This is a genomic window from Streptomyces sp. NPDC060205 (assembly GCF_042728395.1).
Lineage (GTDB): Bacteria > Actinomycetota > Actinomycetes > Streptomycetales > Streptomycetaceae > Streptomyces.
The window spans coordinates 24867-47452 of the sequence record NZ_JBHWZP010000002.1 but is presented as its reverse complement, the minus strand read 5'-3'; the positions used below and the strand labels follow the sequence as shown (position 1 = coordinate 47452).

Genomic DNA, 22586 nt, shown 5'->3' with positions numbered 1-22586 from the left:
CCGGGACTGGTTCAGTGGGCCTCGGCGCGGACTCGGTTCGTGATGCCCTGTGTCAGGTTCTCCGCCTGGTCCTCCAGGTTCCATTTGCCTTTCTGGTAGGCGTGGTTGCTGACCCAGAAGACCAGGACGCCGTCGCGCAGTGACCTCGTCAGGTAGGCGAGTGACCAGTCGTTGCCCCCGTTGTGCCATACGGTCCGTCCGGCGGGGGTTTCGCGGACCGCCCAGCCGTACCCGTACGAGCCGTCCAGGCCGGGCACCCGTACGCGGGGCGCGAACAGCTTCTTCCTGGCCTGTTCCGGCAGTACCTCGTCGCCCGAAAGCGCCCGGTGCCAGCGGAACATGTCCTGGGCGGTGGAGAGCATGCCGCCGTTGCCCCGCAGATGCCAGTACGGCCCGTCGGCGGCCCAGGGGTGGTCGAGGGGCCTGCCCTGGCTGCGCCCCTCGCTGTCGTACTCCACCGCGACCAGGTGCCGCGGCCACCGGGGCAGGACGTATCCCGTACGGTCCATACCGGCCGGCGTGAACAAGTGCCGGGCCAGGAAAGGCTCGTATCCCTCCCCGGACGCCTTCTCGACGATTGCGGCGAGCAGGCTGTACCCGGTGTTCGAGTAGTGGAACTCCTTCCCCGGGGCCGACTGCGGTTTCGACGCCAGTGCCCGGCGCACCAGTTCGTCGCGCGTGATGGGCTGGTAGTCGTCGCCGAGCGCCTCCACGAGACCCGAGGTGTGCGTGAGCAGCTGATCGATCGTGATGTCGCGCTTGCCCTCGGGCACCGGCCCCAGGAAGCGGCTGATCCGGTCGCTCACCCGCAGCCGTCCCATCACCTCCAGTTTCAGGATCGCGGCGGCCGTGAACTGCTTCGTGATCGACATGACGTCGTACACGGTGCGGCAGCTCGCGGGAGTGCCGGTGGCGCGGTCCGCCGCCCCGAAGCCTCCGCAGTAAGCGAGTTCGTCGCCGCGTGCGGCGATCACGGTGCCGCCCGCCCCGGCAGGCAGGACACGGTGGAGGAAGTCGGCGACCGACTCCCCGCCGCGCTCCTTGGAAGCGGCGGTCGCGGCGGAGCCGGTGGCCGGCCGCGGGACATCACCCTCCTCGGAGCACGCGCCCAGCATCAGCAGGGCCGCCAAGGCGGTGACGGCGACCCGGGTACGACGGCAGCGGGACAGACCCATATGGCCTATGACCTCCAACATCGGCTATGCGCACCGAGGTTGACGGCCGATGCCGGCGTTCCTCAAGCTGTCATGGTGTTCGAGCTTGTGCGAGCCCGTGTACGTCCAGCTCATCAGGGGGACCGCTGTCATGACCACCGCACCGCCCACCCCGCCGGACACCGACGCGGCCGCCTTCGTGGCGGCGCTGCGACGGCTCAAGGTCTGGTCGGGACTGAGCTACCGCCGGCTGGAACGCCAAGCGGCCGACGCGGGCCACAGCCTGCCGTACTCCACGGCGGCGACCATGCTCGGCAGGGAACGCCTTCCCCGTGAGGAACTCGTCGCGGCGTTCGTCGCGGCCTGCGGACTCCGGGGCGACGAGGCGGAGGCGTGGCTGGACGCCCGCACCGACATCGCTTGCCGGCTCGTACCCGTACCCGTACCCGTGCCCGTACCTGTCCCTGTGCCCGTCCCCGTATGCGCACCCGTCCCCTCACCCGCACTCGCAGAGGCCGTGCCTGTGGATGCCACGCCCGCGGGCAGCGCGCGCCCGGTCGCCGCACAGGCGCGGGCCAGGTCCTGGCGGACGCGGTGGGCCCTTGCCGGTGCGGCGGCACTCGTCACCGCGCTCCTCGGCGGGGCGACGGCGTCCGGCGTCCTCACCGACGACGAAGAGGTGCTGCGGACGTCGACGTCGGTCCGTCTGTGACGCACCCTGCGTGGGGTTCTCTCAGAGGCCGGACTCTTCCCGGCTGTCGAATTCGCCGCGTGCCTGTTCGATGGCGGGCATGTGCTGTGAGGCCCACGCCAGCAGCACGTCGACGGGATCCCTCAGGGTCTTGCCGAGCGGTGTGATCCGGTACATGACCGCCACGGGGCGGGTGGAGACGACCTCGCGTTCGATCACGCCGTTGCGTTCCAGCCGCCGGAGCGTGGCGGTCAGCGATTTCTGGGTGACCTGGGGGATGGCCCGGCGCAGTTCGTTGAAGCGGCACGGGCGTTCGCAGAGTTCGTTGAGGACGCTCAGCGACCACTTGTCGAGGATCTGATCGAGCAGTTCGCGGTGCGGGGCCTCGATACGGAGTTCGTCGGCGGTATCCATGGCGAAACCTGGTCTCGTTGAAGTGTCCTTCTTCCACTAGGTAGCTTACCGATACCTAGTTCGGAAGCGAGAAGACCATGACTGTTCAGCACTTCACCCCTGAAGGCATGCTGCGGCCGACCCCGTACCACCACGTCGCCGTGGGCACCGGGACACGGCATGTCCACGTGAGCGGGCAGATCGCGCGCCAGGCCGACGGAACCCCGGTCGCACCCGACGATCTGGCCGGACAGGTCGCCCAGGCGCTGCGCAACACCTCCCTCGGGCTGGCGGGCGCGGGCGCGTCGTTCGCGGACGTGCTGCGTCTGACGTTCTACGTGACCCGGTGGAGCCCGGAGAAGATCGGCGATCTCATGGCCGGTGTGGAGGCCGTAGCCGAGGAGACCGGGCTCAGGCTTCCCATGCCCCCTGCCTCCCTCATCGGTGTCGACTACCTCTTCGAGCCGGATGTCCTCGTGGAGGTCGAGGCAACGGCAATCCTTGAGTGATCGTCGAGGCGGTGCCGATCAGTTGTGCGGTGCCAAGCCACGCCATGTCATGCCGTGCCACGCCATACGCCATCTCATGCCGTGCCGCGTCATGTCATGCCGTGACGCGGCCCGTGTGTCCGGCGGGACCTGCGGGACCTGCGCGTCGGGCCCGATGAGTTTGCCGGCTGTCCGAAGTCTTCCTGGTGACATCCCGTCCCGCCGACGTCATGGCGGAGAGAAGGAGACCGGAATGCGCAATCCGATTCGGCTGTACATGTCGATGTCGCTCGACGGTTACGTCGCCGGTCCGGACGACCGGCCGGGCCAGGAGCTCGGACGTGCCGGCGGACGTCTGTTCAACTGGCTCGACGACCGGGAATCCGACGGTCCCAGCGGACAGGTCTATCGCGAGGCCCTGGCGACCGGCGCGTTGATCTCCGGCCGCCGGACCTTCGAACTCGCCGGGCGCTGGCAGGGAGACCATCACGACGGCGTGCCGATCTTCGTCCTCACCCACCGGGTGGACGACGAGGACGTGCCACCCGGCCACGCGCAATTCGTCACCGATGTCGACGCCTGCGCCCGTCAGGCTCGCGCGGCAGCGGGGGACCGGCCGGTCATGGTCCACGGGGCGGGCACGGCCCAGGCGCTCCTCCGGGCCGGGCACCTCGACGAGATGGAGATCCACCTGGTTCAGGTGCTCCTCGGAGGAGGCCGACGGCTCTTCGACCACCTCGGTGGTGAGCACATCGAACTCGACCTCGTCCGGCGGCTGGACGACCGGGACGTCACACACCTTCGCTACCGGGTGCGGGGCGCCGGGAAGACCGCTTGAGACGTGCTCCGTGGCCTGCCGCGTGGCCTGCCGCGTCGACGGCCGCATCGCGGCCGGAGCCGAGCTCTGCGGGCAAGTCCCCGTGCGGGGCCGGCTGGAGGTGGGTGGCTGGCTAAAGTGAAAGCCATGAGTGATCGCCGCGCAGCCCGGACCATCTCACCGGTGCTGCTCGGCGTCGAGGATGCCGAGTGGCTGCCTGTCACCGCGGGCGAGTCGGGCGCGGCTGTCTTTCGCAGCGCGGACGCCACCCGGTACGCCAAGTGCGTGCCTGCCGCGGACGCGGCCGACCTGGAGGCCGAGCGTGACCGGAGCACATGGCTGAGCGACCAGGGTGTACCCGGCCCCCGAGTGCTCGACTGGCGGTCCGGCGACGCCGGTTCGTGTCTGGTGACGAGTGCTGTCTCCGGCGTGCCCGCCGATCAGGTGCCCGCTGAGGACCTGCGGGTCGCCTGGGAACGCATCGCGGACGCGGTCCGCGGACTGCACGCGACGCCCGTGAACCAGTGCCCCTTTCGCCGGGGGCTGGACGCCATGGTCGCCCTGGCCCGCGACGTCGTGGCGCGTGACGCCGTCAACCCCGAGTTCCTCCCCGTCGACCAGCGGCAGACGTCCGGCGCGGAGTTGCTGGAACGCCTCACCCGGCAGGTCGAGCGGCGGCGCGAGCAGGAAGCCGTCGATCTGGTCGTGTGCCACGGGGACCTGTGCCTGCCCAACATCATCCTCGATCCACGGACCCTGGACGTCTCGGGCTTCATCGACCTGGGCCGCCTGGGACCGGCCGACCGCCACGCCGACCTGGCGCTGCTGCTCGCCAACGCGCGTGAGACGTGGACGGACGAGGAGCAGGCCCGGGACGCGGACCTGGCCTTCGCAGAGCGGTACGGCATCGCCCTCGACCACGACCGACTGCGGTTCTACCTCCATCTCGACCCGCTCACCTGGGGCTGATCGACTTCCTGGGGCGCGCTCGCCGGTGCTGCGCTGCCTCTTCGCCTCGCGGTCGAGAGCCGGCGGCCTGCCACCGGCAGGTGCGCCTGCGCGCTGACGCGGGAGCGCACGTTGTCCGGCCGGACATGCCACCCGGGGCAACGCTGATTACCAGGGCGACGCCTCCGCCCGGCTGGCCTCCCGGGTCGACCTCGCCCACGGTCTGCTGACCGGACGCTTCGACACCGAGGCCCTCGCCCGTCACCTGGGGCTCGACCCCGCGCAGGGCGCCACCGTGATCGGCATCGACCTGCGTGAAGCGCGGCACCCCGGCGCCTCGGCGGCCGTGGACCTGCGGCGCGAGGAGTCCGCCGGAATCATCTCCCTGCACGCCTCGGCGTTCCGCCGCGACGCCCTCGTCACCCAGGCCTGCGGCCAGATCTACGTACTGCTTCCCGGGACGCACGGCACCGCCGCCGGCACCGCGATCCAGCGCTGGGCCACCGAGCTCGTCACCGCGCTCCGACGGCAGTTCGGTAGACGAGCATCCCGACTCCCGCCACGAAGGTCTGGAATCACTTGCCCCGCACGACGCCGAGCAGGGCTCCGAACTGGCCCGTTCGCTGCTCGCCTACCTCGACGAGTTCGGAGACGTGGCGCGGACCGCCGAGGCCCTCAACGTTCACCCCAACACCCTCCGCTACCGCGTCCGCGCGGCGACCGCCCTGAGCGGGATCAGCATCGATGACCCCGACCAGCGGCTCGTGGCCATGCTCCAGCTGCGCCTCGTCCTCAACGGTGAGCCCCTCGCGAAGGATCCCTTCCCGGGCCCGTGACAGTGTCGGGAACACGAGGGTGATGTCGACGCAGATCGATGGAACCGATTCGTTGATACCGGACCTGGACATTCTCAGGATCATCTGATGATCGGACCGGTCCTAGTGTCGGTGGAGTCAGCAGGAAGCACTGCAACCGACAGCCGCTGGAGATCATGATGCGTTCGCGTCTCGCCGCCCGTTCCACCCGTCTCGTCCTAGCCGCCGCGGCCGTGACGGCCCTCGCCGCCATCACCGCGTGCCAGCCCGAGGACTCGTCGGACACCGGCAGTTCCTCGGCCCCTTCCGCCGCCTCCTCCGGCGGCGGTGGGAAGGAGACCTCCGCCGGCGACAGCCCGTCGGCTGGGACCGGCACTCCTGCCGGTGACTCCAGCAGCGGCGGCTCCGGTGACAAGGGCGACTCGGGCAGTGGCGACAAGAGCGGCTACGGGCAGTCCTGCGGGACCAACGACCTGGACTTCACGGTCGCCTGGAAGTCCGATCCCGATGTCGACGGCTACTACCAGGTGACGGCCAGGGCCAAGTCCGGCATCACCTGCTACCTGGACGTCAACACCCCCAGTGTGGCCTTCGGTTCCGGCGCCGACGGAGTCGCCTCTCCCGTCGGACAGGGCGGCGAGGACCCGATCAAGCTCACCGGGTCCGCCGTCGCGTACACCGGCATCGACGCCAAGACCACCGACGGCGACGTCGGCAAGCAGTTCGAGAACGTCATCATCGCGGTCAGCAACGACGACCCGGACCCCGCCGAACTCGAACTCCCCGACACGGCCACCGTGGACAAGCCCATCGTCACCAACTGGTCCACCCGGCGCGACGAGACGGTCCCCCGCCTCGTCTGAGAAGGACCGGCGCCACGGCTGATGAACCGCCGTGGCACCTCACAGCAAGTGCGCTGACCAGCGCGGAAGTTGGTCCGCCGGCCCAGTCAGGTGACGGTGATGACGACTCGCTGATAGCTGGTCAGGGCCGGAGTGCCGTCGTCCTTGGCCTCGACGACGAGATGAATGGTCTGGCCGGGCCGGGCGTCCGCGGGAACGTCCACGTGCACCGCACCCGTACGCGTGTGCCGGATGGCGACGGTGCCCGGGTAGGTTCCGGCTTCCCTGTACTGCCACCACGTGCGGGTGACGGTGTCGCCGTCGGGGTCCGCGGTCCTGGCCGTGAGCTCGACCGTCCGGCCGGCACGGCGGCTGAGGTCCAAGCCCTGAGGTACGCGGACACGGGGAGCGTGGTTCGCGTCGGCGAACGCGCTGACACTCCAGTCGAGCCGGGCGGCGAAGTCGTTCTGGATGGCGGAGAACCAGCGCGCGGCCGCGTAGTCGCGGGGTGTCGCGCCCGTCCCGTCGGCGTCCTGCGCGCCCTGGTTGGACCACCGGTGGGGGTCGTCGGGGTCGACGACCTGTCGGCCGCCCCAGCCGCCCCAGCCGGGATGCTGATAACTGCGCAGTCCGTTGTCGACAAGGAGCGCGAAGTTGGAGGAGTCGCCTTCGGAGATCCACGATCCCTTGGGCTGCGGCGGCGTCCAGACCAGGTATCCCATCGCCCGCAGTTCCTCGGCCGTGTAGCCGGACAGGCCGAAGTAGTCCTCGTCGTCGAAGCCGGCCGCCATCTGCTTGCCGTCGCCCCAGACGCGGTAGGCGGCGCCGATCGGCCCCGTGCCGGAGACGTTGGCCCGGGTCCAGTCGGCGGAGTGGTAGACCGCGTCCTCGGGGCGGACGACGCCGCGGGAACCGTAACCCCAGACGGATGTGGCCACCTCGCGGTTCTGGATGTCCGGCCAGTTGGGTTTGATGTAGTCCTCGAAGGTGGAGTCCTGCTGTCCGAAGCTGGTGATGACCGCCTTGTTCACGATCTTCTTGTAGACGGCGCGCCACCGCGGAGTGCCGTGGTACTGGTCCTGAATGGACTTGAGGGCCCGGGCGATGGTGTTGGGTCCGCCCCAGGCCTGGAGGAACACCTGTCCCGGCTTGTCGTCGAGCAGGACCTTCCTGATGAGGTCGGAGCCCTTCGTGTCCGCGGCCATGTCGCCCTCGTCGATGACGTTGCCCGTCGCGATGAGCGACCGCAGCCGGGAGGGGGAGGGGTATCGCGAGTCGTGGCGGATCAAGTTCTTGTACACCTTGGCGTAGGCGTCGACGGCCTCGTCGATGTGCAGCCGGGCGCCGGGCGCCGGCCAGCGGTGCGGCTCCAGGCCGCGACTTGCGTCGCCCTGGTAGTGGTGCTGGCTGGACGAGTAGACCAGGCCGGCGATGTCCATCTCGTTGCTGTACAGCAGCATGCGCAGCATCGAGTTCAGGTCGTCCAGTTCCGGGTCGGTCGTCACGATCGTGCGGGGTGCGGCCGACGGTGCCGTGGTGTGACCGCCCGTCCGTGCCTGCATGTCCTTGCCCGCCGCAGGCGTGCCTGCGCCCGTCGCCGAGCCGGGCTGCGTCATCGCCAGGGTGAGCCCGAGAGCGGCCGTACTCACGACGAGCATGCGGGCCAGGCGGGAGGATCTGGGGGAGTGTGTGGTGCCGATCTGGACGCGGAGTGTCATCGAATGCCTCCATGTGTGGATCGCTGAATCGGTCGCGATCAGTCGTTCAGCAGCTCTCGGGCGACGTCGACGTCGGTGACCAGGATGTTGATCCACCTGCCGCGGACCGCACCGCGGATCGCCGCCACCTTGTCCATTCCGCCCGCCACCGCGATGCGGCGTTCCACGGCGCGGAGCTGGTCCGGTTCGATGCCGATGAGCCTGTCGTTGAAGGGTGCGTCGACGGAGTTCCCGTCGGCGTCGAAGTACCGGGCGCAGACGTCGCCCACGGCTCCGAGTTTCTTGAGTGCCCGCTGGTCCTGGGCGGTGATCGCGTTGCCCGAGCGGCGCAGCAGCGGCGAGGGGTCGAGGCTGCCGATGCCCAGCAGGGCCAGGGTGAGACGTGACCACGCTTGCATCACGTCCACCATCGCCGGCTCCTGGGACAGCAGGACCCTCAGCTCCCTGCTGCCGACCAGGGCGGCGGAGGGGGCGAACACCGGTCGTGCGCCGGTCAGTTCGGCCAGACGGCTCGTCAGGCGCGTTGCGTGCAGCTGCACTTCGGGGCTGCCCGAACCGCCGACGATCTGTACGACCTCCTGTGCGCCGGAGGAGGTCCTGGCCCGCATCACCTTCACGGACTCCAGCAGCGTGGCGCTCCAGGAGGAGACGCCGATGACGTCTCCGCCCTTGAGGGTGGCGTCGAGGTAGGTGGCGGTGGCGGCGGCGAGCGCGGGGATGACATCGGCTCCCGACCCCTCGACCTCGACCACGACGGCGTCGCGCAGCCCGTACCGTGCCACGAGGGCCTCTTCGAGCTCGGCGTGCACACCTTCCGGTGACACGACGACGGTACGGACCACTCCTCGGTCGACCGCTTCCTTCAGCAGGCGGGAGACGCGGGGCTGCGACATGTTGAGGTGTGCCGCGATCTCGGGCTGGCGCACTCCGCGCTCGTGATACATGCGGGCCACCTTGATCAGCAGCCGCATATGGTCAGGGGTGGGAGTGGACGCTGCCGCCACCATGTCTCCATCCTTGTCGTCCCTGGCGGCCGGGCGCCAGAGCCTGTCACCGCTGCGGAACACCACACCCTATCGTCGGGGTTCCGCCACGGTCGGCCGCGGTGCCGGGCCGTCGGCATCAGAGTTTGGCGAAGACCCCGTATTCGTCGGCGTTCTTCACGGTGATCAGTTCGCAGTCGATGGACTGCTTCTCGGGCTGTCCTGTCTTGCCCGTCTTCACGTACTTGTCGGCCTGCTCGACCGCCCGTTCGGCTCCCAGCGCGGCGGGCTGGAGTGCCGTCGCCCGCATGGTGCCCGCCTTGATCTGGGCGATGGCGTCCGGGCTGCCGTCGAAGCCGACCACGACGATGTTCTTGCGCTTGGCCGACTTGATCGCGGCCACCGCGCCGAGGGCCATGGTGTCGTTGCCCGCGATGACACCGCTGATCTTCGGATTGCGCTGGAGGATGGTCTCCATCTTGCTGAAGGCCTCCTGCTGGTCCCAGTTGGCCGTCTGCTTGGCGACCTGCTTGAGGTCCGGGTACTGCGAGATGACATCGGCGAAGCCCTTGGAGCGGACACTGGCGTTGGTGTCGGACTCCTTGCCGGTCAGCTCGACGTACTCGCCCTTGCCCTTCGTCGCGGTGACGAACTCCTGCGCCGCGAGCTGCGCGCCCTGGGCGTTGTTGGACACGATCTGGGCCTTGGCTATGCCGGTCTCGTTGATCTCGCGGTCGATGAGGAAGACGGGGATGCCGGCCTTGGTGGCCTTGCGGACGGGTCCGATCGACGCGTCGGCGCCCGCGTTGTCCAGGATGATCGCCGCGGCCTTGCGGGAGATGGCGGCGTCGATGAGTTCGCTCTGCTTGTTCGGGTCGTCGTCGTGCGAGGCGACCGAGGTCTTGTAGCCGAGGCTCACGGCCTTCTTCTTCGCCGCGTCCGCCTCCGCCTTGAAGAAGGGGTTGTCCGCGGAGGGGGTGATGATGGCGACCAGGTTGCTCTTCGATCCGCTCTTGGTCGTGCTCGCCCCGGACGACGAGTCGTCGGAGCTCCCGCACGCGGTCAGGAGCAGGGCACCTGCGGCGAGGGCCGCGGTGGTGGTGACGGTGCGATGGGCTCTGCGGTGGAACATTCTGGTCTCCTCACAACGATGTGCGGACTTGCGTCAGTAGAGGTGCGGTACTGCGAGGGGCGGATGAGGGGGTGGACGAGTGGTGGATGAGGGGGTGGAGAGGGCGGCCGAGCGGATGTCAGTCGTCCGCCGGCCTGCCGGAGCCGCTCCGTGCGGCGCTGCCCGCACCAGCCGGGCCGGGATCGACCGGGCCGGGATCGGTCTTCACGGCGACCGCGGATGCCGCCGCGCGACGGCGCTGGAAGCGCTGCTGGCTCTGGTCGAGGATGACGGCGATGATGATGACGGCGCCCTTGATGAGCATCTGCCAGAACGTCGAGACGCCGAGGATGACGAGGCCGTCGGCGAGGAAGCCGATGACGAAGGCTCCGACGAGGGTGCCGCGTACGTTGCCCCGGCCGCCAGAGAGGGCGGCGCCGCCGATGACGACGGCCGCGATGGCGTTGAGCTCGAAGGTCTCGCCGGCCTGTGGTGCGGCGGAGGTGAGTTCCGAGGCGATGATCAGGCCGGCCATCGCGGCGCAGGCGCCGGAGATCACGTAGACAAGGAGTTTGACGCGCTTGACGGGGACTCCGCTGAGTTCGGTGGCGCGTTCGTTGCCGCCGGTGGCGTAGAGCCAGCGGCCGAAGGGGGTCGAGCGGAGCAGGACGGCGACGAATCCCGCCACCACGATCATGATCCAGACCGCTACGGGCAGACCGAGGGGCCGTCCTCCGCCGAGCCAGTCGAAACCGGTGTTGTGGGTGCCCGGGTCGCCGGCCAGGTCGGGGTAGGTGGTGCCGTCGGAGATGAGCAGGGCGGTGGCGCGGGCCACGTACAGCATGCCGAGGGTGGCGATGAACGGGGCAACGTTGAGGCGGGTGACGAGGATGCCGTTGACGGTGCCGACCACCGCGCCGACACCGATGCACAGGACGATGACGGCCCAGACCTGCGGATAGGCGACGACGTCGAGGACGCTCAGGTGAAGGCCCTGGAGCAGTTCGCCGGCGATCACCCCGGACAGGCCGACGGTCGATCCGACGGAGAGGTCGATCCCGCCCTTCAGGATGACCAGCAGCATGCCCAGCGCGAGGATCGCGTTGATGGCGACGTGCTTGGTCATCGTGATCACGTTGTCGACGGTGAGGAAGGAGTCCGACAGCAGGCTGAAGACGACGATCAGGACGCCGAGTGCGATGAAGGCACGCAGTTCGAAGATCGAGTCGACCGTCTTGAGGCGTCGTGCCTGGGCAGCCGCGGCACGACGCTGCTGCAGCACTACCTCGTGGTCCTTGGTCAGGGTGTCACTCATGGTGTGCCTTCTCGGTGGTGTCGGCTCCGTCGGCCAGGCTCATCAGCCGGTCCCGGGTGATCTCTCCGGCTTTCAGGTCGGCGACGAGACGGCCGCGCGCCAGGACCAGGAGCCGGTCGGGCATGTGCAGCGCCTCCTCGGCCTCGGAGGTGGTGAAGAGGACGGCGAGGCCGCGCTCGGCCTGCCGGGCCATCAGCTCGAAGACGTCGGCCTTGGCTCCCACGTCCACGCCGCGGGACGGTTCGTCCAGCAGCAGGACGCTCGGGCCGGTCATCAGCGCCTTGCCGATGACGACCTTCTGCTGGTTCCCGCCACTGAGCGAGCCGATGGGCGCCCGGGATCCGGGGGTCTTCACCGTCACGTCGGAGATCATCGAGGTCACCGCCTCGTCCTCGGCACGCCGGTTGAGCAGCAGACGGCGTACGAACCTGGTCACGGAGGCCAGTGACAGATTCTGACCGACCGTCATCGACTGGACGAGACCGTCCCGTTGCCGGTCCTCGGGGACGAGGGCCAGCCCGTTGCGGATGCGGTCGCGGACGCTGCCGGTGAGCGGTTCGCCGTGCAGACGCAGTTCGCCCGACGCCGCGGGCATCCGGCCGGCCAGACACTCCAGCAGTTCGGTACGGCCGCTGCCCATCAGGCCGTAGATGCCGACCATCTCGCCCGCCCGGACGGACGTGGACAGGCTGTTCACCGCGAGCCGCCCGGGGACGGCCGGGTCCGCGACGGACAGTTCGGTGATCTCCAGGGCGACGGGACCCAGGGTGGGGTTCCGGTCGGGGAAGAGATCGTCCTGGCTGCGGCCCACCATCTTGCGGACGATCCAGGCGAGGTCGATGTCGTCGGCCCGTGCGGTCGCGACCATGGCGCCGTCTCGCAGGACGGCCACCTCGTCGGCGACGGAGAGGGCTTCCTCCAGGTGGTGCGAGATGTACACGATCGCGACGCCCTCGGCCTTCAGCTCCCGGATCACCTGGAAGAGGATCTCCACTTCCGGTGCGCTGAGCGCGGAGGTCGGTTCGTCCATGATCAGCACGCGGGCGTTCTGCAGCAACGCGCGGGCGATCTCGACGAGTTGCTGCTGGCCGAGCCGCAGCTCGCCCACGGACGTGTCGGGGTCGAGCCCTTCGTCGAGCCGGCCCAGCACCTGTCGTGCCATGGTCCGCTGGGTGGTGCGGTCGAGCAGCGTCCCGGCCTGCCGGGTGCGTTCGCGGCCGAGGAAGAGGTTGTCCTGGATGCTCAGGTTGGGACAGAGGCTCAGTTCCTGGTGGATGATCGAGACGCCGTGGTCGGACGCCTCCCGTGCACTGCTGAACCGCACCGCCCGGCCGTCGAGTTCGATGTGCCCGGTGCTGGGGGACTCGACGGCGCTGAGGATCTTCATCAGGGTCGACTTGCCGGCCCCGTTCTCACCGAAGAGCACGGTGGTGCGGCCCGCCGGGATGTCCAGCGAAACTCCTTTGAGTGCCTGCGTTCCGCCGTACACCTTGGTGACCTCGGCGGCGCGCAGCACGGGCGCGGCCGGCGCTTCCTTGGCCGTGGAGGTCATGACGCGGCCTCGATCGAGACGGGGGTGAGGGTCAGTACGTCGGCGGTCAGCGGTGTCATGGCGCCGACGACGGTGACCTTCTTGCCGCGGACCGCCGCGGGATCGAAGGCCTTGAGCACCTTGTCCTTCATCGCGCGGTTCAGTGCCGTGGCGGCGTCGGCGTACTCGACCTGGTTGGTGAATTGGCCGAACGTGATGAAGCCTGCCGCGTCGCGAAGTGCCGTTCCGTTGATGGCCGGGCCGACCTGCACGGAGACGCGGGTCTTGGCCAGACCGGGCACGGTGACCTGCATGAGGCCGTTCTCGGCGGCGCCCGCGGTCCCGGTCACCGTCACGGCGTAGCTGTACGGACCGGTGCCCGGCCGGTGCCCGTACTGCTTGCCGGCCGCTTCGGGGTCGGCGGCGATGGCCTTGTACAGGGTGGCGATGTCCACGGCGTTCTTCTCCATCGCGGGGACGACCTTGGGTTCGTAGGTGCCGGCGGCGTACTTGGCGGCGTCGAACGCGGGCTTGCCACTCGCCTTGTCCTCGCTGTCCGAGCGGTAGGTGGTGGTGGCCGCGATGGCGGCGAGCAGGAGTACGAGGGCGATGAGGGAACCGCTGCCCAGGGTGATCCGGCCGCGGGAGTGTGCCCTCTTCCTGTCTGGCTGGGGCAGGTCTGCTGTGGTCATGACGTCCTTTGCTGTGCGCGTGTCCCGAGGTCGCGAGCGGCCGCGACCCGGTGACGCCAGCGCGCGAGGGTGTCGCTGCGCCGGGCGTCGTCCCAGCCGGCTGTGAAGGTCCGCAGGCCGGCGTCCGCGCGCTGTTCCAGGTCGGCGGTCGTCCACAGGCCGAGTCCCAGGCCCGCCAGGTGCGCGGCGCCCGCGGCGGACAGTTCGTGGTGGCGGGTACGGGCCACCGTGACGTCGGAGATGTCGGCCTGCAGTTGCATGAGCGCGTCGCTGCGGCTGAGGCCGCCGTCGGCCACGACCTGCCGCAGACCGGGCAGGGCGGCGAGGACGTCGGCCACCTGGAAGGCCACCGACTCCAGTGCGGCGCGCGCCACGTGGGCGCGGCCGGTACCCAGCCCGAAACCGGCGAGGACGGGCACGGCGCGGGTGTCCCACCAGGGTGCCCCGATGCCGCCGAAGGCCGGCACGAGTGTCAGGTCGCCAGCGTCCGCGTCGGCTGCGAGCCGGATGAGTTCCTCCGCCTCGGTGCCGAGCAGGTCGGCCAGCCAGGTGAGGGTGCGCCCGGTGGAGCGGATGTTGGCCTCGTGCGCGTGGACGGGGTGTCCGGTGGACCAGGCGATGGTGCTGCACACGTGTTCCGCGGGTTCGGGGGAGTCCGTCACCGTCATGACGGAGGATCCGGTGCCGTAGGTGACCTTCACGGTGCCGGGGCGCCAGCCCGCGTGGGCGAACAGCGCGGCGTGCGAGTCACCCATGACGGCCAGGAGCGGGGTGCCGTCGGTCAGCGGGTCGAGGCCGTGCAGCGTTCCGAAGGGCCCGGTGGAGGGCACGACACGGCTCAGTGCGGCACGCGGGATGTCGAAGAGGCCGAGGAGTTCGTCGTCCCAGTCACCGGTGGCGAGGTGGAGCAGCTGGGTCCGGGACGCGTTGCCGATCTCGGTGACCGCCTGCCCCGTGAGCCGGTGGATCAGGTAGGCGTCGACGGTGCCCAGGCGCAAGGTGCCGTCCTTGCTGCGGGTTCGTGAGGGGTCGTGCACGTCGAGCAGGGCGGCCATCTTCAGAGCGGAGAACATCGGGTCGAGCGGGAGTCCCGTGCGGCGGCGGATCTCGTCGGCCGCTCCGGCGCCGGTGAGGCGGGCCGCACGTTCCCCTCCGCGCTGGTCCTGCCAGCTGACCAGCGGTGCGACCGGTTCGCCGGTCGCCGCCTCCCACAGGACGGCCGACTCGCGCTGGGTGCTCAGGGCCACACCGGCCACCGTGCGCGGGTCGACACCCCTCAGGCAGTCGGCGACGGCGCCGCGCACACTGTCGAGGAGCGCGGTCGCGTCCTGTTCCACCAGGCCGGGGCCCGGATGCGTCTGGGACAGGGGCACTTCGGCCCGGCGGACGATGTCGCCCGCGGCGTCGAGGAGCAGTGCCTTGGTGGAGCTGGTCCCCTGGTCGACGGCGAGAACGTGCGGTCCCATCACACCCGTCCCAGTGCCTCGCGTGCGGCGCCGGCGACTCCGTCGGCGGTCAGCCCGAAGTGTTCGAGCAGGAAGGCCGCGCTGCCGGTCGGGGCGAAACTGGGCACGCCCAGCATGCGTACGGGGACCGGGTTGCTCTCCGCCACGACCTTGGCCACGGCGGCTCCCAGGCCGCCGGACAGGAGTCCTTCCTCGGCGGTGACGACGGCTCGGGTCTCCCGGGCGGCGGCGACGACCGCGGCGACGTCGAGGGGTTCGACGAAGGTCATGTTGAGGACGCGGGCGGAGATGTCCTGCTGGGCGAGCAGGTGCGCGGCGTCCAGGGCGCGGGAGACCATCGTGCCCACGGCGATGAGGGTGACGTCGGAGCCCTCGCGCAGCCGTACGGCCCGGCCGGCTTCGAAGGGCGCGTCGTCGGGGGTGACGGCGGGCACCTTGAAGCGGGGTACGCGGATGTACGTGGGTCTGCCCGACGCGGCGGCCCAGCGGACCGCGCTGCGGGTCTGCGCCGGATCGGCCGGCACGATGATGTCCAGACCCGGGATGGCGCGCATCCAGGACAGGTCCTCGATGGAGTGGTGGGTGGGCCCCAGCTCTCCGTAGGCCATGCCCGGGCTCTGGCCGCAGAGCACGACGTGGCGGTGGGTGTAGGCGATGTCGGCCTTGATCTGTTCCAGCGCGCGACCGGTGAGGAAGGGCGCCGCCGCGGACGCGAAGGGGATGAACCCGGCGTTGGCGAGACCGGCCGACACACCGACCAGGTCCTGTTCGGCGATGCCGACGTTGATGAGACGGGTGGGGAACTCCTCGCGGAACTTGACGAGGTTGCTGGAGCCCACCGAGTCGTTGCAGACCGCCACGATCCGCTCGTCGGCGCGGGCCAGCACGGCGAGTTCGTCGGCGAAGTCGGCGCGGCAGTCGAAGGTGGGTGCCTGTTCGGTCACGGAGGTCATCGGTTCAGCTCCTCCAGCGCGAGACGCACCTGGTCGTCGGTGGGCACCTTGTGGTGCCATTCGACGCGGTCCTCCATGAACGACACGCCCTTGCCCTTGGTGGTGTTGGCGATCACCGCGACGGGTCGCCCGGTGGTCGACGGCTCGTACGCCTCCTTGATCGCCCGGTGGTCGTGTCCGTCGATGACGCGGACCTCCCAGCCGAAGCTGGCCCATTTGGCGTCCAGCGGCTCCAGTGACTTGGTGTCCTCGGTGCGCGCGCCCTGCTGCAGCCGGTTGCGGTCGACGACGGCCGTCAGGTTCGCCAGTTCGTAGTGGGCGGCCGTCATGGCGGCTTCCCAGTTGCTGCCTTCCTGCATCTCGCCGTCGCCGAGCACCACGATGGTGCGCCAGGTCTCGCCGCGCAGCTTCGCTCCGAGCGCGCAGCCGGTGGCCACGGGGAAGCCGTGTCCGAGCGGTCCGCTGTTGGTCTCCACCCCGGGAACCTTGAGCCGGGCCGGGTGGCCGTTGAGCGGCGACAGCGGAGCCATGAACTCACTGAGGCGGCTGCGCGAGAAGAACCCGCAGGACGCCAGCGTCGAGTACAGGGCCGCGGCGCAGTGCCCCTTGCTGAGGACGAACCGGTCGCGCTGCGGGTGGTCGGCCTGCGCGGGACGCATGCGCAGCGTGCCCCACAGGGCGGTGACCATCAGGTCGGTGACGGACAGGTCACCTCCCACATGCCCCATGCCGGCCGACTGGATGGTGGTGATGATGTCGCGGCGGATCGAGGCCGAGATGTCGGCGAGTTCCGCGGCGGCCTCCGTGGGGGAGGCGGCACGAAGGCGGGCGCTGCGCGGTTCGTAGGCGCGCGCGGCCACGTCGTCGGTCCGCAGGGGGGCGGGGGCCGACAGGACGGTGCTCATGCGGACTCGCTCTCGGCGAGGGCGCGGAACAGGGCACGCTTGGCGATGCGTTGCGCGCCGAGGGCGTCCTGTGAGGCCTGCGCGGCGGCCAGTTCCTCGCGGTCGAGGTAGCCCAGTGCCTGGTGGAAGGCGCGCATGGTGCGGATGCCGGTGCGGGCCGCCTCGACGGGGTCCTCGCGGAACGGGAACTGGTCGAGCTGCCAGACTCCCTGCCAGCCGGCGTCCTGGAGCGCGAAGAAGAACTCGAAGGTCTCCAGCAGGTGGACCGAGCCGACGACCATGTCGTCGTCCCAGCCGCGGAAGTTGTCGTTGACGTCGATCGCGAAGAGCCGGTCCCGGGCGATGGCCAGCCGGGCGGCCTCGGCGGGAGTCTCCCCGCCGTACAGGGAGTGGCCGAAGTCGAGCAGGACGCCGACGTTGTCCACGCCCATGTCCTGGATGGCGAGCAGGGTCCGTGCGACGGACGAGAAGACCATCCGGTTGCGGGGCTCGCGCGGCTTGTACTCGATGGCGAACTTGAGGTCCGGGAAGGACTGGGCGAGTTCGCGCAGTGCGTCGACCGACTTGGTCCACAGGTCGGTGTAGTCGGCCTGGAAGGGATAGTCGTAGCCGTCCTGGCCGGGCCAGATCTTGATGTAGTCCACGCCCAGTTCGCGTCCGACCTCGGCCGACGCGGCGACCAGGTCGATGGCCTGGCGGCGGACGGCGGGGTCGGGGTTGGTGAAGCCTCCCTTGGCGAACCTGCCGGTGTAGAACTCCGGCGTCACGGCGATGGCCCGCAGGTTCTGCTCGGCCAGGGCTTCCCGTACCTCGGCGGTGCTGATGTCACCGGGCGGGAAGGGCCAGTTCAGGTCGAGGACGGACAGATCGCCGACCGCTCCGGCGAGCTTGATGGCGTCGAGGATGGTGCGTGGTTCGCCGTAGCCGTCCGTGGCGTATCGGTCGACGTAGGTCGCGAAGTGCCAGACACCGGCGCCGTAGATCGGTTCGTTTTGACCTGGCTGCTGAATGTCTATGCGTGGTTGAGTCGACATGCAGGTCAAGTTACGAACATGAGTCAGGCGCGTCAAGACCTCTGCATCGATGGTTTTCGCGCCGGTCGGGACCGGGGCTTCGGCCGCGACCGGCACGTGTAACTAGCTTTCGTCCGGCCTGTTGACATGCCTCCGAGGTGCTCTCAGAATCTCACTGGTTGCCGATTCGCATGTGAATGGACATGCGTTTCGGTTGTGTTCGTGTGCAGCCGTGCTGCGGTGGCCTCGTAGAGTCAGCCCGCCGCGCCGTCGAGCAGCCGGCTGTACCGCAACCGCAGGGCCCGCTCGGTACTGGCCGCCAGGGTGACCACGGTCAGCACGACGTTGCCCCAGGCCGGCAGACGGACCGGCGCGGTGAAGGTCCCGACGCGCTCGGCCACCGCGGGCACCTCGGTGACTTGCTGGGCGAGCTGCGTGACCAGCAGGATCAGGGCGACGACGAGCACGGTCAGCGAGACGGCACCGATCCAGCGGCTCAGAGCCGGATGCGCGCGGTCGAGGTGGGCGCGGCGCCCCTCGGCCGAGTCGCGGTCCGGGACCAGCAGACGTTCGGTGCCCTCGCCGGTGACGTAATGGCAGCGCCGCAGCCCGAAGTTGCTCAGCCGCACCTCGACCGTGCCGCCGGGGACCGGGAAGGCGGCGGGGAGTTTCGACCGGGCGTGGTGCCTGCCGTCCAGGTACAGGTCGGCCTTCGCCTTCGAGGACGTCTGGTCCTGACCGCGTCTGACGTCCACGGCGTAGACCGTCTTCCCGCCGGCGCCGTCGGGCAGCGGCAGGTAGAACAGGGAACGGTAGGGCAACTGCCACCAGCGGAACCGCTTGAGCGGCCGGCCGTCCCCGGGGGTGATCCGCCGCGCGGCCCGGCGGCTTCGCATCTCCTCGAACATCGCAGGCGCCTCCCTTACTTGCTCGGTTCGCCGGGGCGCGCCGCTTGACCGGGGCGCGCGGCTTCACCGGGTCGCGCCGCTTCACCGGGCTCCGCCGCGCAGGCGAGGTCCCGCGCGGGGCGTTCCCCGCTGGTCAGGAACGTCGTCGCGGCATCGTTGGCGCACGTGTTGCCGCCGTACGGATAGACACCGTGGCCGCCCTGGTCGACCGTCACCATCGTGGCCCGCCCGCCGAAGGCCCGCCGCAGCTCACGGGCGCCGGCCAGCGGTGTGCCCGGGTCGCGCTCGTTCTGCATCATCAGCACGTTCGACGGGCCCCGGCCGGTGATGCGTACCGGCGGTTCGGCGCTCTCCCGCGGCCAGTACGCGCAGGGGTTGATGCTCGCCGTGGAACCGCCCAGCATCGGGTACCTCAGCCGGTCGACGGCGACATTGCGCTGGTAATCCCGGACCGTTCGCGGCCAGCGCGTGTCGGCGCAGACCACGGCGAACCGTGCGGCCATGAGATTCTCCAGGTCCGCGGGCGGCTTCGGGAGCGGCAGTTCCCCGCCCGTGTCGACCGCCTGCCAGAACTTCGCGAGCTGGGGCATCGAGCCGTCGGCGTACAACTGCTCGAAGGTGAACGCGCGGAACCCGGTCCCGTTGACGCCCTGGACCGGCTTCGCGTCCAGCCGCGCCACGAGCTCGTGGAACGTGGCCGTGAGCTGCTTCGGCGTGGAGCCCAGACCGTACTCGGGGTGCGCGGCGGCGAACGTGACGAAGTCGGGGAAGCGGTCCTCAAGCCCCCGGGCGAACGACCGCATGGCGGTGACGTCGTAGCCGCCGGGACCCAGGTTGCTGTCGAGCACGATCCGGTCGCCGTGTCGCGGGAACAGTGTCGTGTAGACCGCGCCGAGGTAACTGCCGTAGGAGGCACCGAGGTACGACAGCTTCGGCTCGCCGAGTGCGCCGCGCAGACGGTCCATGTCGCGGGCGGTGTTGGCGGTGGTGGTGTGCGGGAGCATCCACGCCGTCCGCGCGTCCCCGCACTGCCCGGCGATTCTCCGCGCGTACCCCGCCTCCCGTGTCACGTCGGACGCGGTGTGCGCGTACTTCGGGAAGTTGCCGCGCCACTGCTGTTCCTTCGTCAGGTCGCAGGTCACCGGGGTGCTGCGGCCGACGCCGCGCGGGTCGAAGCCGATGATGTCGTACGAGTCGAGCACCTTCTGCGGCAGCCCCGAGGCGGCGAGGACGGCCGGGTAGACCAGGCCGGAACCGCCCGGGCCGCCCGGGTTGGTCAGCAGGACGCCGCGCCGCTGCGACGGCTTCTCGCTCGCCAGCCGGGAGACGGCGACATCGATCCGCCGGCCGTGCGGATCGCGGTAGTCCAGCGGGACTTCGAGCGTGGAGCACTCCAGGCGGGGCGCGGCGGCTCCCTCGGGGCACGGGCCCCACCGCAGGGCGCCGGGCGCCGTCGTGGCCGCCGCCGTCGCGGACACCGACCCCGGAAGTACGGTCAGTGTCAATGCCGCGGCGCCGAGGGCGAGGGACAGACTTCTGCGCATGAGGTGTCCTCCTGTGGGGGCCTTTACCGGCTGTGGGGGGGGGCTGCCGGCACGCGAACCAGTCTGTTGACCGGGAACGGCGGGCACATCGGCCCGACGGACCGCCCCGGCCCCGACCGGGGGAGAGGCGCCGGTTAGACCTGGGTCGAAGGCGTATCCGTCGTGGGTGTGATCCACCGGTCGCACGACGTGGTGACAATGGCCTGGTGAACACGGACGTGATGCCGCGGCTCGGAGTGTGGCAGCAGGCCTGGCGGCTCATGGTGGCCGCGGTCGTGAGCCTGCCGATCTGGCTGACGACCCTCGCGCTGACGCGCAAACAGCCCGGCGGCCCGGACACCTGGGTCCTCGTCGCCGATCCGCTGATCGCCCTGGGCTGTCTGACGCTGTTGCTGTGGCGGCGGCGGTGGCCCCTCACGGTCGCCCTGGTCGTCGCGGTCGCCTCGACCGCGTCGGCGTTCGCCACCGGCGCCGCACTGCTGGCGCTGTGCTCGGTCTCCACCCGCCGCCGCCCGGTGGAGATCGGGGCCGTCGCCCTGGCGTACGTGATCGCCTCGCAGGTCGCCGTCAAGATGTTCCCGGTGCAGGGCTCGGCCGACGTGTCGTGGTGGGTCCAGGTCGTGGTGCCGGCGCTGACCGCGGGGATCGCGGCGGCAGCGGGCATGGCCGTCGGGGCGCGGCGGGTCGAGGTGCGGTCCCTGCGGGAACGGGCGGAGAGCGCGGAGCGGGAGCAGAGCGCGCGGGCGGCGCAGGCACGCGCCCTGGAGCGCAACCGGATCGCCCGCGAGATGCACGACGTCCTCGCGCACCGCATCTCCCTGGTCGCCATGCAGGCCGGGGTGCTGGATCACCGCCGCGACCTGTCGGCCGACGAGAACCGCGTCCTGGTCCGCGGTATCGCCGAGGGCTCCCACCAGGCGCTGGAAGAACTGCGGGAGGTCCTCGGCGTGCTCCGCGCCGACCCCGGCCGCCCGGAACCGCCGCAGCCCTCCCTCGACCGGATCCCCGACCTGGTGGCCGACGCCCGCACCTCGGGACTCGACGTCCGGCTGACCGACACCGTGACCGGGACCCCGCCCGGCGGCGTCGGACGGACCTGCTACCGGATCGTCCAGGAAGCGCTGACCAATGCCGCCAAGCACGCCCCCGGCGCGGTCGTGCACGTCACCCTCGACGGCGCTCCGGGCGGCGCCCTCGACATCGGCGTCCGCAACGGACCGGCGCCCCTGCGCACCGCCCGGCCGCCCGCTTCCGGCTTCGGCCTGCTCGGCCTCGGTGAACGGATCACGCTCGCGGGCGGCGAACTCGACCACCGTCCCACCCTTGAGGGCGGGTACGTTCTCACCGCACGACTGCCCTGGCCGGACGGCCCCGCCCACAGCCACGAAAAGAGCGCATGAGCAACGACCACGACGAGAACACGTCGACGCAGAGCCGGCACGATCCCGTGCGGGTCGTCATCGTCGACGACGAGGAACTGGTCCGCATGGCCCTGCGGCTCGTCATCGACGGCGAACCCGACCTGACCGTCGTGGCGGAGGCGGCCGACGGGAACGCCGCGCTCGCCGTGGTGGACGAACAGCGGCCCGACGTCGTGCTGATGGACGTGCGCATGCCGGGCCGGGACGGTCTGGAGACGACCCGGGAACTGCTCACCCGGCCGGCGCCGCCCCGGGTGCTGATGCTGACCACCTTCGACTCCGACGACCTGGTCCTCGGGGCGCTGCGCGCCGGAGCGCTCGGCTTCGTCCTCAAGGACACCCCGCCCGCCCGGATCCTCGACGCGGTACGGACCGTCGCGGAGGGCAACCCGGTGCTGTCCCCGGCGGCCACCGCACGGGTGATCGCCGCGGCGACCGGCCCGGCCTCCGTACACAGCCGCGACCACCAGCGCGCCGCCGCGCGCGAACAGCTGTCCTCGCTGACCGAACGGGAACGGGAGACCGCCCGGGCCATCGCGGACGGACTGGGCAATGCGCAGATCGCCGAGCGGCTGCGCATCACCGTCGCGACGGTCAAGGCGCACACCGGGAATCTGTTCGCGAAGCTTGCGGTGGAGAACCGGGTCCAGATCGCGCTCCTGATCCGCGACGCCGAAGACACCTGACCCGGCAGCAACCAAAAGCCACACCGACCACGAAATGCACCCCGCGTACGGCCCGTCCGCAGATGTGGTGTGGGTCTCATCATGCGGGCCGGAGTCGTCCTCGCCGCACCCGCCGCCTCGTTTTCCTTTTTGTTTACCCTGTGCGGGATCACTGTCAGTTGGATTCCGTCGCCGGTGATGTCAGCACATCAC

General features: G+C 70.3%; 22 protein-coding genes and 1 pseudogene. 9 read left to right on the top strand and 14 right to left on the bottom strand.

What is annotated here, in order from left to right; translation table 11 throughout:
- Positions 1–11: 11 nt before the first annotated feature.
- A complete protein-coding gene (locus tag ACFWGJ_RS00640) occupies positions 12–1196 on the bottom strand; it encodes a serine hydrolase domain-containing protein (RefSeq protein WP_387320021.1) in 1185 nt (394 codons plus the stop codon).
- 109 nt (positions 1197–1305) lie between these two features.
- Here ACFWGJ_RS00640 and ACFWGJ_RS00635 point away from each other — a divergent pair, with 109 nt between their 5' ends.
- Positions 1306–1866, top strand: coding sequence for a hypothetical protein (locus tag ACFWGJ_RS00635; RefSeq protein ID WP_387320020.1), 561 nt, complete (start codon positions 1306–1308; stop codon positions 1864–1866).
- Positions 1867–1887: 21 nt separating this feature from the next.
- Here ACFWGJ_RS00635 and ACFWGJ_RS00630 read toward each other — a convergent pair whose 3' ends face one another.
- Entirely contained in the window at positions 1888–2259 is a 372-nt protein-coding gene (locus ACFWGJ_RS00630) for a winged helix-turn-helix transcriptional regulator (protein WP_387320019.1), read from the bottom strand.
- Between the two features lie 77 nt (positions 2260–2336).
- Between ACFWGJ_RS00630 and ACFWGJ_RS00625 the strand changes: the two genes are divergently transcribed.
- From ACFWGJ_RS00625 to ACFWGJ_RS00600, 6 genes and pseudogenes are all read left to right on the top strand, one after another.
- Positions 2337–2747, top strand: a complete 411-nt coding sequence (locus tag ACFWGJ_RS00625; RefSeq protein WP_387320018.1) for a RidA family protein — start codon at positions 2337–2339, stop codon at positions 2745–2747.
- A gap of 232 nt (positions 2748–2979) precedes the next feature.
- Positions 2980–3564: a dihydrofolate reductase family protein gene (locus tag ACFWGJ_RS00620; protein ID WP_387320017.1), complete on the top strand. Its 585-nt coding sequence runs from the start codon at positions 2980–2982 to the stop codon at positions 3562–3564.
- Between the two features lie 126 nt (positions 3565–3690).
- A complete protein-coding gene (locus ACFWGJ_RS00615; RefSeq protein WP_387320016.1) occupies positions 3691–4512 on the top strand; it encodes an APH(3'') family aminoglycoside O-phosphotransferase in 822 nt (273 codons plus the stop codon).
- 274 nt (positions 4513–4786) lie between these two features.
- Positions 4787–5020, top strand: a pseudogene (locus ACFWGJ_RS00610) (hypothetical protein); the annotation flags it as partial.
- A 124-nt stretch (positions 5021–5144) separates the two neighbouring features.
- The gene (locus ACFWGJ_RS00605; protein ID WP_387320015.1) at positions 5145–5327 is read left to right on the top strand and encodes a helix-turn-helix domain-containing protein; all 183 of its coding nucleotides are present in this window, start codon (positions 5145–5147) and stop codon (positions 5325–5327) included.
- A 158-nt stretch (positions 5328–5485) separates the two neighbouring features.
- The gene (locus ACFWGJ_RS00600; RefSeq protein WP_387320063.1) at positions 5486–6169 is read left to right on the top strand and encodes a hypothetical protein; all 684 of its coding nucleotides are present in this window, start codon (positions 5486–5488) and stop codon (positions 6167–6169) included.
- Between the two features lie 86 nt (positions 6170–6255).
- Here the strand turns inward: ACFWGJ_RS00600 and ACFWGJ_RS00595 are convergent, their stop codons facing one another.
- From ACFWGJ_RS00595 to ACFWGJ_RS00540, 12 genes are all read right to left on the bottom strand, one after another.
- On the bottom strand, positions 6256–7866 hold the full coding sequence (locus tag ACFWGJ_RS00595; protein WP_387320014.1) for a nucleoside hydrolase-like domain-containing protein: 1611 nt from the start codon (positions 7864–7866) through the stop codon (positions 6256–6258).
- Positions 7867–7904: 38 nt separating this feature from the next.
- A complete protein-coding gene (locus ACFWGJ_RS00590; protein ID WP_387320013.1) occupies positions 7905–8873 on the bottom strand; it encodes a sugar-binding transcriptional regulator in 969 nt (322 codons plus the stop codon).
- 115 nt (positions 8874–8988) lie between these two features.
- The gene (locus tag ACFWGJ_RS00585; RefSeq protein ID WP_387320012.1) at positions 8989–9981 is read right to left on the bottom strand and encodes a D-ribose ABC transporter substrate-binding protein; all 993 of its coding nucleotides are present in this window, start codon (positions 9979–9981) and stop codon (positions 8989–8991) included.
- 118 nt (positions 9982–10099) lie between these two features.
- Positions 10100–11275 (bottom strand): ABC transporter permease, encoded by a 1176-nt coding sequence (locus tag ACFWGJ_RS00580; RefSeq protein ID WP_387320011.1) that lies wholly within the window; start codon positions 11273–11275, stop codon positions 10100–10102.
- Positions 11268–12827, bottom strand: a complete 1560-nt coding sequence (locus ACFWGJ_RS00575) for a sugar ABC transporter ATP-binding protein (protein WP_387320010.1) — start codon at positions 12825–12827, stop codon at positions 11268–11270. Before ACFWGJ_RS00575 ends, ACFWGJ_RS00580 begins: the two co-directional genes overlap by 8 nt.
- Positions 12824–13498 (bottom strand): DUF2291 family protein, encoded by a 675-nt coding sequence (locus ACFWGJ_RS00570; protein WP_387320009.1) that lies wholly within the window; start codon positions 13496–13498, stop codon positions 12824–12826. Before ACFWGJ_RS00570 ends, ACFWGJ_RS00575 begins: the two co-directional genes overlap by 4 nt.
- Positions 13495–14964: an FGGY family carbohydrate kinase gene (locus ACFWGJ_RS00565; protein WP_387320008.1), complete on the bottom strand. Its 1470-nt coding sequence runs from the start codon at positions 14962–14964 to the stop codon at positions 13495–13497. Before ACFWGJ_RS00565 ends, ACFWGJ_RS00570 begins: the two co-directional genes overlap by 4 nt.
- Positions 14964–15917: a transketolase family protein gene (locus ACFWGJ_RS00560; protein ID WP_387320007.1), complete on the bottom strand. Its 954-nt coding sequence runs from the start codon at positions 15915–15917 to the stop codon at positions 14964–14966. The genes ACFWGJ_RS00565 and ACFWGJ_RS00560 overlap by 1 nt, the downstream gene beginning before the upstream one ends.
- On the bottom strand, positions 15914–16822 hold the full coding sequence (locus tag ACFWGJ_RS00555) for a transketolase (RefSeq protein ID WP_387320006.1): 909 nt from the start codon (positions 16820–16822) through the stop codon (positions 15914–15916). The genes ACFWGJ_RS00560 and ACFWGJ_RS00555 overlap by 4 nt, the downstream gene beginning before the upstream one ends.
- A complete protein-coding gene (locus tag ACFWGJ_RS00550; protein ID WP_387320005.1) occupies positions 16819–17856 on the bottom strand; it encodes a TIM barrel protein in 1038 nt (345 codons plus the stop codon). The genes ACFWGJ_RS00555 and ACFWGJ_RS00550 overlap by 4 nt, the downstream gene beginning before the upstream one ends.
- Before the next feature lie 233 nt (positions 17857–18089).
- Positions 18090–18743, bottom strand: coding sequence for a hypothetical protein (locus tag ACFWGJ_RS00545; RefSeq protein ID WP_387320004.1), 654 nt, complete (start codon positions 18741–18743; stop codon positions 18090–18092).
- A 14-nt stretch (positions 18744–18757) separates the two neighbouring features.
- A complete protein-coding gene (locus ACFWGJ_RS00540) occupies positions 18758–20287 on the bottom strand; it encodes an alpha/beta hydrolase (protein ID WP_387320003.1) in 1530 nt (509 codons plus the stop codon).
- Positions 20288–20508: 221 nt separating this feature from the next.
- On the opposite strand from ACFWGJ_RS00540, the gene ACFWGJ_RS00535 reads away from it, so the two are divergent.
- Positions 20509–21687, top strand: coding sequence for a sensor histidine kinase (locus ACFWGJ_RS00535; RefSeq protein ID WP_387320062.1), 1179 nt, complete (start codon positions 20509–20511; stop codon positions 21685–21687).
- Entirely contained in the window at positions 21684–22394 is a 711-nt protein-coding gene (locus tag ACFWGJ_RS00530; protein ID WP_387320002.1) for a response regulator, read from the top strand. Before ACFWGJ_RS00535 ends, ACFWGJ_RS00530 begins: the two co-directional genes overlap by 4 nt.
- The last annotated feature ends 192 nt before the right edge of the window (positions 22395–22586 follow it).